The sequence below is a fragment of the Mesorhizobium sp. WSM3860 genome (assembly GCF_002294995.1).
GTDB lineage: Bacteria > Pseudomonadota > Alphaproteobacteria > Rhizobiales > Rhizobiaceae > Mesorhizobium.
Window position 1 is genome coordinate 245,852 of record NZ_NSGF01000002.1, and the last position, 16,553, is coordinate 262,404.

General features: G+C 63.9%; 18 protein-coding genes. 3 read left to right on the forward strand and 15 right to left on the reverse strand.

Annotated features, from left to right (window positions below; translation table 11 throughout):
* Window position 1: 1 nt before the first annotated feature.
* Window positions 2-1,090 carry a sn-glycerol-3-phosphate ABC transporter ATP-binding protein UgpC gene (gene ugpC / locus CK220_RS05040; protein WP_095810482.1) on the forward strand — a complete coding sequence of 363 codons (1,089 nt, stop codon included), beginning with the start codon at window positions 2-4 and terminating at the stop codon, window positions 1,088-1,090.
* Window positions 1,091-1,094: 4 nt separating this feature from the next.
* Here ugpC and CK220_RS05045 read toward each other — a convergent pair whose 3' ends face one another.
* From CK220_RS05045 to gcvA, 9 genes are all read right to left on the reverse strand, one after another.
* Window positions 1,095-2,681: an FGGY-family carbohydrate kinase gene (locus tag CK220_RS05045; RefSeq protein WP_095810483.1), complete on the reverse strand. Its 1,587-nt coding sequence runs from the start codon at window positions 2,679-2,681 to the stop codon at window positions 1,095-1,097.
* On the reverse strand, window positions 2,675-3,358 hold the full coding sequence (locus CK220_RS05050; protein WP_095810484.1) for an HAD family hydrolase: 684 nt from the start codon (window positions 3,356-3,358) through the stop codon (window positions 2,675-2,677). The genes CK220_RS05045 and CK220_RS05050 overlap by 7 nt, the downstream gene beginning before the upstream one ends.
* A 21-nt stretch (window positions 3,359-3,379) precedes the next feature.
* Window positions 3,380-4,858, reverse strand: coding sequence for a mannitol dehydrogenase family protein (locus CK220_RS05055; protein ID WP_095810485.1), 1,479 nt, complete (start codon window positions 4,856-4,858; stop codon window positions 3,380-3,382).
* Between the two features lie 153 nt (window positions 4,859-5,011).
* Window positions 5,012-5,782, reverse strand: coding sequence for an L-iditol 2-dehydrogenase (locus CK220_RS05060; RefSeq protein WP_095810486.1), 771 nt, complete (start codon window positions 5,780-5,782; stop codon window positions 5,012-5,014).
* The gene (locus CK220_RS05065) at window positions 5,779-6,783 is read right to left on the reverse strand and encodes an ABC transporter ATP-binding protein (protein WP_095810487.1); all 1,005 of its coding nucleotides are present in this window, start codon (window positions 6,781-6,783) and stop codon (window positions 5,779-5,781) included. Before CK220_RS05065 ends, CK220_RS05060 begins: the two co-directional genes overlap by 4 nt.
* A gap of 35 nt (window positions 6,784-6,818) precedes the next feature.
* Window positions 6,819-7,643, reverse strand: coding sequence for a carbohydrate ABC transporter permease (locus CK220_RS05070; RefSeq protein ID WP_095810488.1), 825 nt, complete (start codon window positions 7,641-7,643; stop codon window positions 6,819-6,821).
* A gap of 11 nt (window positions 7,644-7,654) precedes the next feature.
* Window positions 7,655-8,527 (reverse strand): sugar ABC transporter permease, encoded by an 873-nt coding sequence (locus tag CK220_RS05075; RefSeq protein ID WP_095810730.1) that lies wholly within the window; start codon window positions 8,525-8,527, stop codon window positions 7,655-7,657.
* Window positions 8,528-8,665: 138 nt separating this feature from the next.
* Entirely contained in the window at window positions 8,666-9,976 is a 1,311-nt protein-coding gene (locus CK220_RS05080; RefSeq protein ID WP_095810489.1) for a sugar ABC transporter substrate-binding protein, read from the reverse strand.
* Between the two features lie 163 nt (window positions 9,977-10,139).
* A complete protein-coding gene (gene gcvA / locus CK220_RS05085; RefSeq protein WP_095810490.1) occupies window positions 10,140-11,048 on the reverse strand; it encodes a transcriptional regulator GcvA in 909 nt (302 codons plus the stop codon).
* Between the two features lie 110 nt (window positions 11,049-11,158).
* Between gcvA and CK220_RS05090 the strand changes: the two genes are divergently transcribed.
* Complete coding sequence (locus CK220_RS05090) at window positions 11,159-11,344, forward strand: hypothetical protein (protein WP_095782167.1); 186 nt, start codon at window positions 11,159-11,161, stop codon at window positions 11,342-11,344.
* Between the two features lie 63 nt (window positions 11,345-11,407).
* Here the strand turns inward: CK220_RS05090 and CK220_RS05095 are convergent, their stop codons facing one another.
* Complete coding sequence (locus CK220_RS05095) at window positions 11,408-12,367, reverse strand: sugar-binding transcriptional regulator (RefSeq protein ID WP_095810491.1); 960 nt, start codon at window positions 12,365-12,367, stop codon at window positions 11,408-11,410.
* A 203-nt stretch (window positions 12,368-12,570) separates the two neighbouring features.
* Here CK220_RS05095 and CK220_RS05100 point away from each other — a divergent pair, with 203 nt between their 5' ends.
* On the forward strand, window positions 12,571-13,203 hold the full coding sequence (locus CK220_RS05100) for an HAD family phosphatase (RefSeq protein ID WP_095810492.1): 633 nt from the start codon (window positions 12,571-12,573) through the stop codon (window positions 13,201-13,203).
* Window positions 13,204-13,352: 149 nt separating this feature from the next.
* Here CK220_RS05100 and CK220_RS05105 read toward each other — a convergent pair whose 3' ends face one another.
* From CK220_RS05105 to CK220_RS05125, 5 genes are all read right to left on the reverse strand, one after another.
* Entirely contained in the window at window positions 13,353-14,120 is a 768-nt protein-coding gene (locus tag CK220_RS05105; RefSeq protein WP_095810493.1) for a class II aldolase and adducin N-terminal domain-containing protein, read from the reverse strand.
* Window positions 14,121-14,187: 67 nt separating this feature from the next.
* The gene (ureG, locus tag CK220_RS05110; RefSeq protein ID WP_095810494.1) at window positions 14,188-14,820 is read right to left on the reverse strand and encodes an urease accessory protein UreG; all 633 of its coding nucleotides are present in this window, start codon (window positions 14,818-14,820) and stop codon (window positions 14,188-14,190) included.
* Window positions 14,817-15,257, reverse strand: coding sequence for a DUF3995 domain-containing protein (locus tag CK220_RS05115; protein ID WP_095810495.1), 441 nt, complete (start codon window positions 15,255-15,257; stop codon window positions 14,817-14,819). The genes ureG and CK220_RS05115 overlap by 4 nt, the downstream gene beginning before the upstream one ends.
* Window positions 15,254-15,925 (reverse strand): urease accessory protein UreF, encoded by a 672-nt coding sequence (locus CK220_RS05120; protein WP_176479002.1) that lies wholly within the window; start codon window positions 15,923-15,925, stop codon window positions 15,254-15,256. Before CK220_RS05120 ends, CK220_RS05115 begins: the two co-directional genes overlap by 4 nt.
* Complete coding sequence (locus tag CK220_RS05125; RefSeq protein WP_095810496.1) at window positions 15,918-16,490, reverse strand: urease accessory protein UreE; 573 nt, start codon at window positions 16,488-16,490, stop codon at window positions 15,918-15,920. Before CK220_RS05125 ends, CK220_RS05120 begins: the two co-directional genes overlap by 8 nt.
* Window positions 16,491-16,553 lie beyond the last annotated feature (63 nt).

Here is a 16,553-nt window from a genome sequence, read left to right on the forward strand (position 1 = left end):
TATGTCCGCGATCACCTGCTCCCATGTCGACAAGGCCTATGGCGCCACGACCGTCATCCGCGATCTCAACCTTTCGATCGAGGAGCACGAATTCGTCGTGTTCCTCGGCCCGTCCGGCTGCGGCAAGTCCACTCTGCTCAGGATGTTGGCCGGGCTGGAGGACATCAGCGGCGGCGAGGTGTCGATCGGCGGCAAGGTGGTTAACGATCTTGAGCCCGGCGACCGTGGCATCGCCATGGTGTTCCAGAACTACGCGCTCTATCCACATATGACGATCTTCGACAACATCGCCTTCGGGCTGAGGCGGCAGAAAGTGCCGGCGGCCGAGATCAAGAAACGGGTCGAGGCGGTTTCCAGGACGCTCGGCCTCGAGCCCTATCTCGGCCGCAAGCCGACCGAGCTTTCCGGCGGCCAGCAGCAGCGCGTGGCGATCGCGCGCGCCATGATCAAGACGCCGAAAGTCTTCCTGTTCGACGAGCCGCTGTCCAACCTCGACGCCAAGCTGCGCAACCATATGCGGGTCGAGATCGCCCGGCTGCATCAGTCGTTAAAGACCACGACCGTCTATGTCACGCATGACCAGCTCGAAGCGATGACGCTGGCCGACCGCATCGTGCTCCTGAAGGACGGCGTGATCGAGCAGATCGGCTCGCCGGCGGAGATCTATCGCCGGCCGGGCAATATGTTCGTAGCCGGCTTCATCGGCACGCCAAACATGAATTTCATCGAAGTGACGGTCGGCCGCTCGGGCAATGGCTGGACGCTGACCGGCGCAGGAGCGGTTCTTTCGATCGAGGGCCGGGAATTTCATCTGCAACACGGCGACCGCGCCGTGCTCGGCGTCCGGCCTCCGGACCTGAAAACGGCAAGTAACAATGCGGGCGGCAACATGCTGCTGGGCACGGCCGACCTCATCGAATTCCACGGCAACGACGCGCTGGTGACGTTCGGCTCCGGCGGCAAGGAGATCAGCGCGCTGGTGCCGGCCCGCGAATGCTCGGACCTGCGCGCGCCTGTGCGCTACAGCTTCGACGAGGACAGCATCCACCTGTTCGACGCGACGACGGGTGTGTCGCTGCGCAAGCAGTAGCCGGCTAGCTGATCGCGTCGAGCGCCTGCCGCTGGCGGTGCATCTCGAGGAAAATCCGGTAGTCGCGATCGAAGCGGGCGCCGGCGGCCGGGTTGGAGGCGCGTGTCTTGCCGCCTTGCTGCATGGCGACGCAAGCGGCGTTGAGGTCAGGGTAAAGCCCGGCGGCTGTCGCCGCCACCATGCCGGTGCCGAGCAGCACCGCCTCGTCGGCCAGCGGCTCGATGACGGTGCAGCCGGTGGCGTCGGCATAGAGCTCCATCAAGAGCGGATTCTTGGTGTGGCCGCCGGTGACGTGCAGCGTGTCGATCAAATATCCGTTCTCGTTCAGCGCCTCCAGCACATGGCGCACGCCGAGCGCGATGCCGACGGCGGTGCGCCAATAGAGCTTGCACAGGCTGTCGAAGGAGGAGTCCAGCGTCAGCCCGCTGACGACGCCAACCGCGTGCGGGTCGGCGAGCGGCGAGCGATTGCCGTGGAAATCCGGCAGCACATGCAGCCGCGCCGCCAGCGCATCGCCCTCGGCAGCGCGCAGTTCGGCGACGCGCCTGGCGATCCTGGCATGCATCGCCGCATCCGGCTCGCCGCCGGCGCCATGCCAGCGGATGATGTGGTCGAGCAGCGCTCCGGTCGCCGACTGGCCGCCCTCCGACAGCCATAGCTTCGGCAACGCCGCGCCATAATACGGGCCCCAGACGCCGGCGAAAGGCTGCGGATCCTGCGACATCGCCATGACGCAGGACGAGGTCCCGGCAATCAGCGCCAGGTGCCGGCTGATGTCCTTCTCGTCGTCGGCAAAGCCGCCGAGCACGCCGAGCGCGCCAGCATAGGCGTCGATCACCCCGGCGCCGACCCGGCATTTCTCCGTCAGGCCGAGATCTGCCGCTGCATCGGCCGTGAGTTGCCCGATATCGGTGCCGACGGGGCTCGCTTTTTCCGGGAGATTGCCGTGCTCGAAGAGATCGCCGATGCCGACGAGCTTGAAGAAATCGCGCCGCCAGCCCGTCTCCTCATGCGCGAGATAGGTCCATTTGGCTGTCAGCGTGCATTGCGAGCGGGCGAGCGATCCGGTCGCTTTCCAGGTCAGGAAATCGGCGAGATCGAACAGATAGCCGGCTTCATTCCAGGTTGTGGGCAGGTTGCGCTTCAGCCACATCAGCTTCGGCGTTTCCATTTCCGGCGACATCACCCCGCCGATATAGTCGAGCACGGCATGGCCGCTTCTGGTGCATTCGTCGGCTTCGGCGATGGCGCGATGGTCGAGCCAGACGATGGTGTCCCAGCGCTTCTCGCCGGTGACCGAGACGCTCAGCTGATCGCCCTGCCTGCCGCGCACCACAAGCGAACAGGTAGCGTCAAAGGAGATGCCGACGATATCCGATGCAGCGACGCCGGCCTTCTCACGCGCGGCCCGCACGGCGGCGCAGACTGCCGACCAGATATTTTCCGAATCGTGCTCCGCGTGATCGGGCTTAGGCTGGTGCATGGCGATCGGCCGCTCCGCGCGGCCGAGCAGATTGCCTTTAGAGTCGAGAATGCCCGCGCGAGCGCTCCCGGTGCCGACATCGACCGCGCAAACGAAACTCGTCAAGATGCTTTTACTCTCGCTCCCAGGTCTGCAATCAGATCGGGCAATTGCAGCATGTCAGCGAATATAAAGTCCGGTTCGGTCGACGCAAGCCGCGCCTTGAGCGCTGGGTTGTTCGCATGCGATCCGCCGGTGAAGGCAAAGACGCGCATGCCCGCCGCCCGCGCCGCGGCGATGCCGGCCGGGCTGTCCTCGATGACCAGGCATTCGGGCGGATCAGCGCGCATTGCGGCAGCGGCATGGAGGAACAGGTCCGGCGCCGGCTTGCCGCGCTTGACCATGGCGGCGCTGAAGAGATGCGGCTCCAGCAGGCCCAGCAGGCCGGTGACCTCGAGCGCGTAGCGGATGCGCTCCAGCGTGCCGGAAGAGGCGACGCAATAGGGCAGGCCAAGCTTCGGCAGGATTTCCTTGATGCCGGGGATCGGCTTCAGCTCCTCGCGGAACTTGCGCATCAACTCGACCCGCATGGCGGTCAGATGCTTGTCGCTGATCTCCAGGCCGAAATCGCTGCCGAGGATCTCGCGCACGCTCTTCATGCTCTTGCCGAGGAAATGCTCGTAGGCGGCGTCCTCAGAGACGGTGCCGCCGGCGAGCTCGATCATGCCGAGCAACGCGGAGACCGAGAGCGCCTCGCTGTCGACCAGCACGCCGTCACAGTCGAAGATGACCAGCTCGGGCGTCATTGCGGCTGCGTCCAAAGAGCTTCAGAGCTTGCCGGCGAGATAGCGCGACAAGGTTTCGCGCGCGCCGTTCGCCCACAGTTCGGCCAGTGCATGGGCAAAGGCTTGCGTGAAGACGGCGGAGCGGCAGACATCGCCGTAGATGTCGTCCATCGCCAGCCAGGCCTCGGGCGAGTTCTTCGCCGCTTTGGCGGTCGCCTGCATCCGGTCCCAGTTCGGATCGTTCGGCTCGATGACGGCGCCGCTGTCAGTGGTGCCGAAGCAGTAGCGGCACCAGAGCGCGGACTCTAGGGCCAGGCCGGTAACACCTTTCCCCGCCTTCAGCCGGTCCGCGATGGTCGGAATGATGAATTTCGGCTGGCGGTTGGAACCGTCAAGGCAAAGCCTTCTGATGGTGTCGCCGATCTTGGGATTGGAAAAGCGGCGCTCGATGAGCTGGTAGTAATCCTCGAGCACCGTGTCCGGCACCGGCGGCACGGTCGGAATGATCTCGTCGCGCTCCAGCTTGGCGAGGAAGCCGCGCACCAGCGGCTCTTGCATCGCCTCATGCACGAAATGGATGTCCATCAGGCCCGCCGGATAGGCGATCGCTGCGTGGCCGCCGTTCAAGATGCGGATCTTCATCAGTTCGTAAGGCGAGACATCCTTGACGAACTGGACGCCGGCCTGTTCCAGCGGCGGCCGGCCGGCGGTGAAATGATCCTCCAGCACCCATTGCTTGAATGGTTCGCAGAAGACCGGCCAATTGTCCTCCAGCCCGAAATCACTCGCCAGAATGCTGCGCTCGCGGTCGGTGGTGGCCGGCGTGATGCGGTCGACCATGCCGTTCGGGAAAGCGACGTTGTCGCTCACCCAGTTGGCCAGACCCTCGTCGATCAGCCGGGCAAGCCCGATGACGCCGTCGGACGTGACATGGCCGTTATGGGGGATGTTGTCGCAGGACATGACGGTGAACGGCACGATGCCGTCGGCGCGCCGGCGCACCAGTCCGGCAAGGATGATGCCGAAGACGGTCCTCGGCGCTGCGCCCGGCTGAGCATCGGCGACAATGTCGGGATGGGTCGGATTGAATTTTCCGGAGGCCGGATCGATGAAATAGCCGCCTTCGGTGATGGTCAGCGAGACGATCTTGATCGCAGGGTCGGCGAGTTGCTCGACGATCGCCTCAGCATCGCCCGGCGTCAAGAAATCGACCATGGCACCGGTAACGCGGGCGCTTAGATGGCCCTGGTCCTGCTCGACCACGGTGGTCAGCCAGTCCTGCTCCTGCAGCCTGGCGCGGCCGGCCTTCTCGCCCTCGAACACGCCGGCCCCGATCAGCGCCCAGTCATGACCGAGGCCGGAATTGAACAGGTCGTCGAGATAGACGGCCTGGTGCGAGCGGTGGAAGTTGCCGACGCCGAAATGCACGATGCCGGCCTTCAGCGCGGCGCGATCGTATTTCGGACCGGAAACCGTCGAAGGAAGCTTTGCGAGGTTCGAGGAAGAGAGTTTCACGGTCATCTTACTTACCCTTCGGCCGATATGCAGCCCGACAATCCAACCCCAATTCACCTGCTTGGGGCGAGCGGTGAGGGGCAGCATCCGTTTGCGGTATGCGCCCCTCACCTGCCCCGCGACGCGTCCTCCCCGGAGGAAGAGAGGCGCGCTTCCCCCTCAACTCATCCATTGACCGCCGTCGACATTGTAAGTCTGGGCGACAACGTATTCGGCTTCGTCGCTGGCGAGGAAAACCGCCATGCCCGTCAGATCTTCGGCTCGACCCATGCGGCCATAGGGCACGCTTTCGCCGACGAGCTTCTTCTTCTCGCCCTCCGGCCGGTTCTCATATTTGGCAAACAGCGAATCGACGTGATCCCAATGCTCGCCGTCGACGACGCCCGGTGCGATGGCGTTGACATTGATGCGGTGCTTGATCAGGTCGAGCCCCGCCGATTGCGTGAGCGAAATGACGGCGGCCTTGGTGGCGCAGTACACCGCGACCAGCGGCTCGCCGCGGCGCCCGGCTTGGCTCGCCATGTTGATGATCTTGCCGCCACGGCCAGCAGCGATCATCGAGCGGGCCGCCGCCTGCAGCATGAACAGCGTGCCGGCGACATTTACGGAGAAGAGCTTGTCGTAGCTCGCCCGGCTGATCTCGACGATGGGCGCAAGGTCGAACAAGGCGGCATTGTTGATCAGGATATCGAGGCCGCCCGCGTTCGCTTCGACGGCTTTCACGCTGGCCTCGATCGAGGACTGGTCGGTGACATCGAGCCGGACCGCGTAAGCGGCAGAACCGATATCCTTCGCCGTCGCTTCCGCCGCTTCGAGATTGATGTCGGCAATCGCCACCGTGGCGCCTTCGCGCGCATAGGCTTCGGCGAAGGCCCTGCCGATGCCGCGCGCCGATCCGGTGATCAGCGCCGATTTGCCTTTGAGCCTCACTGCGCCAGCGCCTTGCCGTCGGCGCCGAAGCGATGGAGCTTGGTCTTGTCGGGCGTCAGATAGACGGTATCGCCATGCTTGACGGCAACCTCGCCGTCGGTGCGCACATTGATCGTGCCGATGCCGTCGGTCTGAACATGCAGGAAGGTGTCGGAGCCGAGATGCTCGGCAACGCCGACCGTCGCCTTCCAGTCGCCCGCCGTGGTCGAGATGTTGATGTGCTCGGGCCGGACACCGATGGTCTTGGCGCCATATTTTTCGGCCGGCGCGCCTTCGATCAGGTTCATCTTGGGCGAGCCGATGAAACCGGCAACGAAGAGATTGCGCGGCGAGCGATAGAGCTCCATCGGCGAGCCGACCTGCTCGATATTGCCCGCGTTGAGCACGACGATCTTGTCGGCCATCGTCATGGCCTCGACCTGATCGTGGGTGACATAGATCATCGTCGTCTTCAGTTGATGATGCAGTTCGCTGATCTCCAGCCGCATGGTGCCGCGCAGCGCCGCGTCGAGGTTGGACAGCGGCTCGTCGAACAGGAAGGCCGATGGCTGGCGCACGATGGCGCGGCCGATGGCGACGCGCTGGCGTTGGCCGCCTGAAAGCTGGCCCGGGCGGCGCTCGAGATAGTTGGTGAGGTTGAGCACTCTGGCTGCGTCCTTGACCTTCTTGTCGATGGTCGCCTGGTCCTCGCCGGCCATCTTCAGCGGGAAGGCGATGTTCTTGGCGACCGTCATGTGCGGATAGAGCGCGTAGGACTGGAAGACCATGGCGAGCTTGCGCTTGGCCGGCGCCTCGCGGGTCACGTCGCGGCCATCGATGCTGATGGTGCCGCCGCTGGTGTCCTCCAGCCCGGCGATCAGCCTGAGCAGCGTGGACTTGCCGCAGCCCGAGGGGCCGACGAACACGACGAACTCGCCGTCCTCGATGGCGAGGTCGATGTTCGGAATGATCGTTGTCGACCCGAAGGACTTGGAGACGTTCTTGAGCGTGATGTTTCCCATGGTTTCCTCCCCGGATTTCGTCCGCCGCTTACGGCTTACTTCACGGCGCCAAAGGTCAGGCCGCGCACCAGCTGCTTCTGGCTGAACCAGCCCATGATCAGGATCGGCGCGATGGCCAATGTCGAGGCGGCCGAGAGCTTGGCCCAGAACAGGCCCTGCGGACTGGAGAAGGAGCTGATGAAGGCGGTGAGCGGCGCGGCCTCGGTGGTGGTCAGGCGGATCGTCCAGAACGCCTCGTTCCAGGCCAGGATGATGTTCAAGAGCATGGTCGAGGCAATGCCGGGAACGGCCATGGGCGTCAGCACATAGATGATCTCGTTCCACAGCGAGGCGCCGTCCATGCGCGCCGCTTCGAGGATCTCGACCGGGATCTCACGGAAATAGGTGTAGAGCATCCAGACCACGATCGGCAGGTTGATCAGCATCAGCATGACGGTGAGGCCGATGCGGCTGTCGAGCAGGCCGGTGTCGCGGAAGATCAGATAGATCGGGAACAGCACGGCGACGGCCGGCATCATCTTGGTCGAGAGCATCCACATCAGGATGTCCTTGGTCCGCTTGGTCGGCGAGAAGGCCATCGACCAGGCCGCCGGAACGGCGATGATGAGCGCAAGGACGGTCGAGCCGACCGACAGGATCACCGAATTCAGGAAAAACTTGAAGTAGCCGCTCTGCGCCTGCACTTCCGAATAGCTTTCGGTGGTGCCCGACGGGATCAGCGCGAAGCCCTGGATCGCCTCCTGCTCCGACTTGAACGAGGTGATGATCGTGTAAAGGATCGGGAAGAAGATCAGCAGGGCGACGATCCAGGCCGCGACTGTTGCGATCGTCTTGTGCTGCGTGGTGACTGCGCGTGCCATTCTGTCCTCCCTCACTTGTCCAGGTTCTTGCCGACGGCGCGCATGACGAAGAAGGCGACGATGTTGGCGAGAATGACCGCGATGACGCCGCCTGCGGACGCCTGGCCGATTTTGAATTCCAAGAGCGCCTTCTGGTAGACGAGGAAGGGCAGGTTGGTGGAGGCGTAGCCAGGACCGCCATTGGTGGTGACCAGGATCTCGGCATAGACCGAGAGCAGGAAGATCGTCTGGATCAGGATAACGACGGTGATGGCGCGCGACATGTGCGGCAGCGTCAGATACCAGAAGCGGCTGAGGAAGCCGGCGCCATCCATCTCGGCCGCCTCCTTCTGCTCACCGTCAAGCGATTGCAGCGAGGTGAGCAGGATCAGCGTCGCGAAGGGCAGCCATTGCCAGGCGACGATCAGGATGACCGCGGTCAGCGGGTGCTGACCGAACCAGTCGATGGGATTGGCGCCGAAGAAGCGGGCAATATCGGCAAAGACGCCGTATTGCGGGTGCATGATCATGTTCTTCCAGACAAGTGCGGCCACCGGCGGCATGACGAAGAACGGCGAGATGACCAGAATGCGCACGAAGCCCTGACCCCAGATCGGCTGGTCGAGGAGCAGCGCCAAAAGGATGCCGCCGATCACGGTGATGACCAGCACGCTGACGACTATGGTCAATGTGTTGAGAATCGACTGCAGGAAGGCGGGGTTGGAGTAGAAGAGCTTGTAATTGGCGAACCAGACGAACCCATCGCGGATCGGATTGAGCGGGTTGTACTGGAGGAACGAGAACCACAGCGTAAAGACCAGCGGCACGATCATCCAGACGAACAGCAGGATCACCGACGGCGCCATCATGAAGCGGGCAAGCGAACGGGTTTGCTGAGTAGCCATGACGGTCACCCTCCCAAGGTCAGCCGGATTTTAGAGTTCTGCCAGAATTCCTGATTGCAAAGGTGGCCGCCCGAACTGGGTTTCGGGCGGCCAATGCCGGTCATGATCCGCTACCGGCGTTCGGCACCGGGAGGAGCCTTACTTGAGGTAGCCGCCTTCGGTCATCGCGGCGGTCGCCGCGTCCTGGGCCTGCTTCAGCGCGTCATCGACGCTCGACTGGCCGGCAAGCGCGGCGGAGAAGAGCTGGCCGACGGTGGTGCCGAGGCCCTGGAATTCCGGGATGGCTACGAACTGCACGCCTACATAGGGCACGGGCTTGACGGTCGGATGCGTCGGGTCGGCGGCATTGATGGAGTCCAGCGTCATCTTCGCGAAGGGCGCTGCCTTCTGGTACTCCGGATTGTTGTAGAGCGAGGTACGGGTTCCGGGCGGAACGTTGGCCCAGCCTTCCTTCGCAGCCACCAGTTCGAGGTAGTGCTTCGAGGTCGCCCAGGAGACGAACTTCTCGGCAGCGTCCGCCTTCTTGGTGCCGGCGGGAATGGCGAGAGACCATGCCCACAGCCAGTTGCCGCGCTTGCCGAGACCCTTATCGGGCGCCAGCGCATAGCCGACCTTGTCGGCGACCTGCGAGGCCTTCGGGTCGGAGACGAAGGACGCGGCGACGGTGGCGTCGATCCACATGCCGCACTTGCCCTGCTGGAACAGCGCAAGATTCTCGTTGAAGCCGTTGGAGGACGCGCCCTCAGGACCGTCTGCCTTCATCAGGTCGACATAGAACTGCAGCGTGTTCTTCCATTCCGGCTGGTCGAATTGCGGCTTCCAGTTCTCGTCGAACCAGCGGGCGCCGAAGGAGTTCGACATGGCGGTCAGGAAGGCCATGTTCTCGCCCCAGCCGGCCTTGCCGCGCAGGCAGATGCCGTTCACGCCATTGGCGCGATCGGTCATCTTGTCGGCGGCCTCCTTGATGAAGTCCCAGGTCGGCGCGTCGGGCATTTTGAGCCCGGCCTTTTCCATCAGGTCCTTGCGGTACATTACGAAGGAGCTCTCGCCGTAGAAGGGCGCGGCATAGAGCTTGCCGTCGACCGAAAGGCCGCCGGCAATGGCCGGGATGATGTCCTTGACGTCGTAGTCGTCGCCGAGCTTTTCGAGCGGCAGCAACCAGCTCTGCTTGGCCCAGATCGGAACCTCGTAGGTGCCGATGGTCAAGACGTCGTACTGGCCACCCTTGGTGGCGATGTCGGTGGTGACGCGCTCGCGCAGGACGTTTTCTTCGAGGGTGACCCAGTTGAGCTGGATGTCGGGATTGGCCTTCGTGAAGTCGTCCGTCAGCTTCTGCATGCGGACCATGTCGCCATTGTTGACGGTGGCGATGGTGATGGATTCGGCATGCGCGGCGAAAGCAAGGGCGCTGGCCGACAACAGGCCCAGGGTGAGCGTGCGAAGTTTCATCAATTCCTCCCTAAAACCAAGATGAGCATTTGCCTTGGCTGCGGGCAATTACTCACTAAGTGTGAATTATGTCAAGCCGGAATCGATGCTGCAGCGCAGCACAAATCGATGCCCGCGCCCGTTTGCGCGATGCACAGCGGAGGCGGCAGGTTGCGGTGTCGTGCTACCGGCAGGCGATCTCGGCGAGAATCCAATCGCGGAAGGCGCGGATCTTCGGCACGTTGCGCCGGGCCGTGGGATAGACCAGCCAGTAGGCGTGGCCGTCGTCTCCGACCAGGTCGAAGGGCTGGATCAGCCGGCCGTCGGCAAGCTCGTTCTTGAACAGGGCCCTGGTGACGATGGCAACACCTTGCCCGGCCATCGCGGCATTGGCCTCATAGGCCTGCGCGCCCATGCTGGTGCCGGGACGGCTGGCGAGTTCCTCCGCAGGCAGGCCGGCGAGCGCGAACCATTCCTGCCACCAGATGTCGCCGGGATCGAGGATGGGGAGCTTGAGCAGGTCGGCCGGCTCCTTGACGCCGCCGATGCTCGCCGCAAGCCTGGGGCTGAGCACCGGGGTGAAGTCGGCCCTGAACAGCATATGCGTTTCCACGCCCGGCCATTTGCCGCCGCCGGAGCGGATGGCGATGTCGACATCCTCGCGGGCGAAATCGACGACAAGGTTCGAGGTGTCGACACGAACGGCGAGCGAGGGGTGCGCGACCTGGAAGGAACCTAGATGCTGCGCCAGCCAGTTCGAAGCGAAGGTGAGCAGGGTGGAAACGCAAAGCACGCCGTCGGCGCCGGCTCGGGCGGCCGCATAGGCGCCGCCCAGCAGCGCGAAGGCCTCGCTGACAGCCGGCGCAAGGCGCTGGCCGGGTTCGGTCAGCTCGATCTGCCGTGGACGACGCAGGAACAGCGGCGCGCCGATGCGCTCCTCCAGAAGCTTGATCTGATAGCTCGCGGCGGCCTGGGTCATGCCGAGCTCCTCGGCGGCCTTGGTGAAGGAGAGGTGTCTGGCCACGGCCTCGAACACCCGAATCGCTTGCAGAGGCGGGAGCTGGACATTCTGCCGGGAGCTCAGATCGGGCATAAGGCCTCCTTATGGGTCATGATCGACGTTTGATTGGAAGCACCTGCCGATCAGCCCGATATCTGGGGTCGACGATCACTCCAGTTCAAGCATAGCGAAGGCTGACGATCATGACCCCGATGCAGGAAAAACTCGATTCGACCCCGATACATGGATGGATTTCGCTGCTGGCGCGGGAATTCTCGTGGTTCGCCAGCCGCAGGCGCGGCTATGTCGATGTCCGAGAACTGTCGGAGCACCTGCAGCGGGACATGGGTTTCCTCGACGGTAACGATCCGCATGGACGCTACAAATAGCAGGCCGTCTTTTTATCGACAGGCCCATTCTCGAGCATTGTTGTTTTGAACCCGAGCCCCTGGTCACGTGCCGTCAAGCAGGGCGGTGGCTGTCCGTTCGTCGGTGATAAGGCCATTGACCAAGCGCCGATTCACGGCGGCGAGGATGCCCGGCAGCTTGCGCTCGCCCATGGCAAGCGCGATGACCAGGGACTTCTCGCGTGACGGCAAGGCGGCCGAGGACACCCGATCATTGGTGATACCTTCGATCATGCGGCCTTCGCGGTCGAACACCCAGCCGACGATCTCGGCGACGCCGCCAGCTTTCTGCAGCGCCTTCAATTCCACTTCCGAGATGAAGCCGTCCTCATAGAGCGGCGCCTTCGGGCCGAGATCGCCGATGCCAACGAAGGTGACGTCGGCCTCCGCGGCAAGCGCCAGCGTCGGCTGGATCATCGGCTGGCTGAGCAGCATGTCGCGCTCTTCCGGCGAGGAGGCGATGACCGGCAGCGGCATCGGGAAGGAGCGCGCCTTGACCCGGTCGGCCATGGTGAAGATGACGTTGTAGAGGGCGGCCGAGCCGTCGGGCGAGATGTTGCCGGTCAAGGACACCACCTTGTGCTGCGGGCACTCCATCGGCGGCAACAGCTCGATTGCCGCCTTCAGCGTGCGCCCGGTGCCGATGGCCATGACGATGGGCGCGGCGGAGCTCAGCCGGCGCTCGATCTCGGCCGCCGCCGCCTCGGCGACGCCGATCGTCGTCGAGGACGAAGTCGGATCGCTCGGCACCACCTCGACGAGATCGAGCGCGAAACGCGACTTCAGCCGCGCGGCAAGATCGAGGCAATTGGCGATCGGATGATCGACGCGGACCTTGATCAGCCCTTCCGACATCGCCAGCGAGACGAGCCGCTGCGCCGTCTGCCTGGAAATGCCGAGTTTGGCGGCGATCTGATCCTGGGTATTGCCGGCAACATAATAGAGCCAGCCGGCCCGCGCGGCGTCGTCCAACCTGGTGCTGCCGGTTTCCTGTCGCGCGTTCACTTCCTGCCTCCCCAAACCCGACAATAGCGGGTCGTCTAGATTACAGCGAAAGCAGCTCTGCGCAATTGTCAATTGAAAGAGCAATTGCTTGCGCCGTTGCCGACCAAGGACCGACCCATTCGCGCTCGCCTCAACCATTTGCCGGGAGAGCGGTTTATCTCGGACCGGAAACCCATTAAGGGGATCGGCGAAAGGAGCCTTGCATGACGCCGAAAGCGGTTTTCTGGGACATGGACGGCACGCTGGTCGACAGCGAGCCGCTGCACGAGGCGGCCCTTGTGGCCGCGTTGCGCAGCGTCGGCATCGCGCCGCCGACCGACCTGCACGAACGGGTGCTGGGCGTCGCGGCATGGCCGGTCTACGAAATGCTGCGCGACCAGTTCGGTCTCGACCTGCACTTCGATGACTGGATCGTGCGCAAATACGACCACTACCTGCCGATGGCCGAGACGCTTAAGCCGCGGCCCGGCGCGATCGAGGTGTTCAATAAATTGCGCGCGCTGGGGGTCGAGCAGGCGGTGGTGTCCAATTCCGACCGGCTGATCGTCGACGCCAATCTCGGCGCGGTCGGTCTCGTCTATCCCGGCATGCACACGGTGAGCCGAAACGACGTGCGGCAAGGCAAGCCGCATGCGGAACCCTTCCTGCGCGCGGCCTATCTCGCTGGTGTAGATCCGGCCGACGCGGTCGCGGTCGACGACAGCCGTACCGGCGCGATGGCCGGCCTGGCTGCGGGCATGAAGACGATTTTCTGGCCGGAAGCACCGATGGAAGGACCGCCCGGCGCAATCGTCATCAACAGCGCGGACGAGCTGCGGGCGCAGTTGGGACTTTGAGCAATTCCAGGAAAAGTATGTAACGATTTTCCGTCCGGAATTGCGATTCCACGAAACGCTGAACCGCTCTGAGCAAGCTTTCAGAGATCGGCGCCGCCCCTCATCCGCCCTTCGGGCACCCTCTCCCCGTAGAACGGGGAGAAGGAAGATTAATTCCGATAAACCGGCTCTTCCTCGTCGAGGATTGCCTTCAGCTCGGCAAGGTGGCGCTCGGCCTGGCCGGGATAGTCGTCCATCTCGCTCGCCGTCTTTTCCGCGATCTCGTCGGAGAGCGTGCGCAGCGGCCGGCCGGTCCACAGCGCCTTGATGTAAGTCTCGGCGGCACGCTCGAAATAGAACATGCGATTGAAGGTGTCGGCGACCGAATCCCCGATGACCATCACGCCGTGATTGCCCATGACCATCACCTTGACCTTGGGATCGACGAGCAGTTTCGAGCAGCGCTCGCCCTCCTCTTCGAAGGCCAGCCCGCCATAATGAGGGTCTACGACATGACGGTTGAAGAACATGGCCGAGTTCTGGTCGATCGGCGGCAGGGTGGAGTCGGCCAGCGAGGCAAGCACCGTGGCGTGGATCGAATGCACATGCATGGCGCAGCGCGCATGCGGCACGTTGCGATGGATGGCGCCGTGCAGGCCCCAGGCCGTAGGGTCGGGCGCGTTCGGGCCGGAGAGCGTCTCGGGATCGTTGGCGTCGATCAAAAGCAGATCGCTCGCCTTGATGCGCGAGAAATGCACCTGGTTCGGGTTCATCAGGAATTTCGTGCCGTCCTCGTTGACCGACAACGAAAAATGGTTGGCGACCGCCTCATGCATGTTGAGCCGCGCCGTCCAGCGGAAGGCGGCGGCGAGATCGACCCGCTCCTCGTAGTAAGGCAGGTTGGTCAGCGTTTCCTTCTGCAGACGGGCAAGGCTCATAGAAAATCCTCCGGTTTTGGCCGAGCATGCCGCGCATGGCGGCTGCCAGCAACCGCAAACTGATGGGTCAGGCGGCGGGCCGTGCCGATTGCAGCCCGCCCTGCTCGACGATGAAGTCGATCACCTCCTGCAGGCCCTTGCCGCGCGACAGATCGGTGAAGCCGAAAGGCCGCTTGCCGCGCATGCGGGCGGCGTCCGTCTCCATGACGTCCAGGTTGACGTTCACATAGGGCGCCAGATCGCTCTTGTTGATGACGAGGAAGTCGGAGCGGGTGATGGCCGGACCGCCCTTGCGCGGGATCTCCTCGCCCTGGCAGACCGAAATGACATACAGCGTCAGATCGGCAAGGTCCGGCGAGAAGGTGGCAGCGAGATTGTCGCCACCGGATTCGATGAAGACGATGTCGAGGTCGGGGAATTTGCGGTTCAACTCGGCGATCGCCCGCAGGTTGATCGAGGCGTCCTCGCGAATGGCCGTGTGCGGACAGCCGCCGGTCTCCACGCCGACGATGCGCTCCTCCGGCAGCGCCTGCAGGCGCGCCAGCATCATGGCGTCTTCCTTGGTATAGATGTCGTTGGTGACGACGGCGATCGAGAACCGGTCGCGCAGCGCCTTGCAGAGCTTTTCGGTGAGCGTCGTCTTTCCGGAACCGACGGGGCCGCCGATGCCGATGCGCAGGGGACCATTGGCTTGGGTCATGCCGGAAACTCCGTGATGGCGAGGATTGCGAGGCCCAGCCCGATCAACAGGCAGAGCGGCGAGTAGAGGCGCTGGTCGAGCCGGGCGAAAGGCTGCTCCGGCGTCAGCCCGCGCCACCAGGGCGTGAAGCCGGCGATGCCTCGGCCGAAGAAAACGATGCCAAAGAGCAGCGCCGTGGCGGCAAGGCCCTCCCTGGGAAAGGGCGAGGCGAAGACGCCTTCAAGTGCCAGCGGCCATAGCGTCGCGAGCGACAGGCACGCGGCGACGGCAAAGCTCGCGACGGGCGAGGGCATCTCATCGACGCCGCGAAAGCCGACGACAGCGCGGGCACAGGATTTCGCGTCCTTTCCCGGCCAGATGCCGCCTATGCCCCAATAAACGTGCAGCGTGGTGATCAGCAACAGGATGAGGGAGAGGACGAAGGCAAGAATGATCATGATCGAAACAGACGCGAATATTGGGTTTCGTGCCTCATCGCCGCAATGTCGGATGTGAAGGCCGAGCCGCCGAGATCATCGAGCGTGGACTCCGCGGCGCGAGCAGCTGTCGCCAGCGCCAGAGGTTCGAAGCCGGCTAACAAAGCGGTGGCATCTACCTGTCCTACAACGCCGAGCCGGATAGCGGCCTGCACGAGGTTGGAGAAGAAGGCCTGCAGGAAGACCGGCAGCGCTTCCGCCAAGCCGATGCCATGGCTACCGGCGATCGCGCCGACGGCGACGCAATAGGGGCAATCCGGAGGCAGGCGCTCGAGTGCGGGACAGGGCCAGGCAGAGGCGGCTTTTTGGAAGGCGGCGCCCTGGAGCATGGTTTCCATGTGACGCTCCTGCGATCCGGCAAGCGCGTCGGCAAGCGCGGCAACCTCCGTGAGATCGCCGCCGTCACGGGCGCGCCGCCAGCTTTCGGCAAACAGTACCGCATCGTTCCAGCCCGAGCCCATCTCGACCAGCGTCTCCAGCCACTCGGCGAGATCCCGGCGATCGGCGACAAGTCCGTCATGCACGGCGCGTTCGAGGCCATGACTGTAGGAGAAGCCGCCGACCGGAAAGGACGGCGACAGCCAGGCCATCAGCCGCAGCAGTGCGGTACCGGATAATTGCTCAGTCATGGTGGTGGTGGTGGCCATGGTCATGATGGCCATGCGCGTGATCATGATCGTGATGGTCGTGGCCGTGATGATCATGCGCAGGGCTTTGGTCGTGGCCATGTCCGGAATACGCGCCGCGCACCGGACTGAACGGTTCCAGCACCTCGCTGACCGTGGCGCCGAGCCCTTCCAGCATCGCCTTGATGACATGGTCGCGCAGGATGAGGATGCGGTCCGCCCCGATACTTGCGGCGAGATGGCGGTTGCCGATATGCCAGGCGAGCTCGGTGAGATGCACGGCGTCGCGGGCGCGGATGTCGTAGACCTCCTCCGGCGCCGCGACAATCTCGAGCTGGCGGCCGTCCTCAAGCACCAGCCGGTCGCCATTGTTCAGCGCCACCGGCTCGGGCAGATCGACCAATACCCTGTCGCCGCCGGCGGTTTCGATGGCGCGGCGGCGCAGGTGCCGCTCGTCATGCGGCAAGATGGCCTTGTCGAAAGGTGTCGCCGCTCCGCCCTCGCCGGCCGGGAGCACCGAGACGGCGCGCGGAAATTTGGTGAAATCGGTGTTGATGTTGAGCTTCATTTCATGGCTCCGCCATTAGAGCGCCGCGCGTCCTCTTGGACGCGCAAAGGACGCTCTAATATT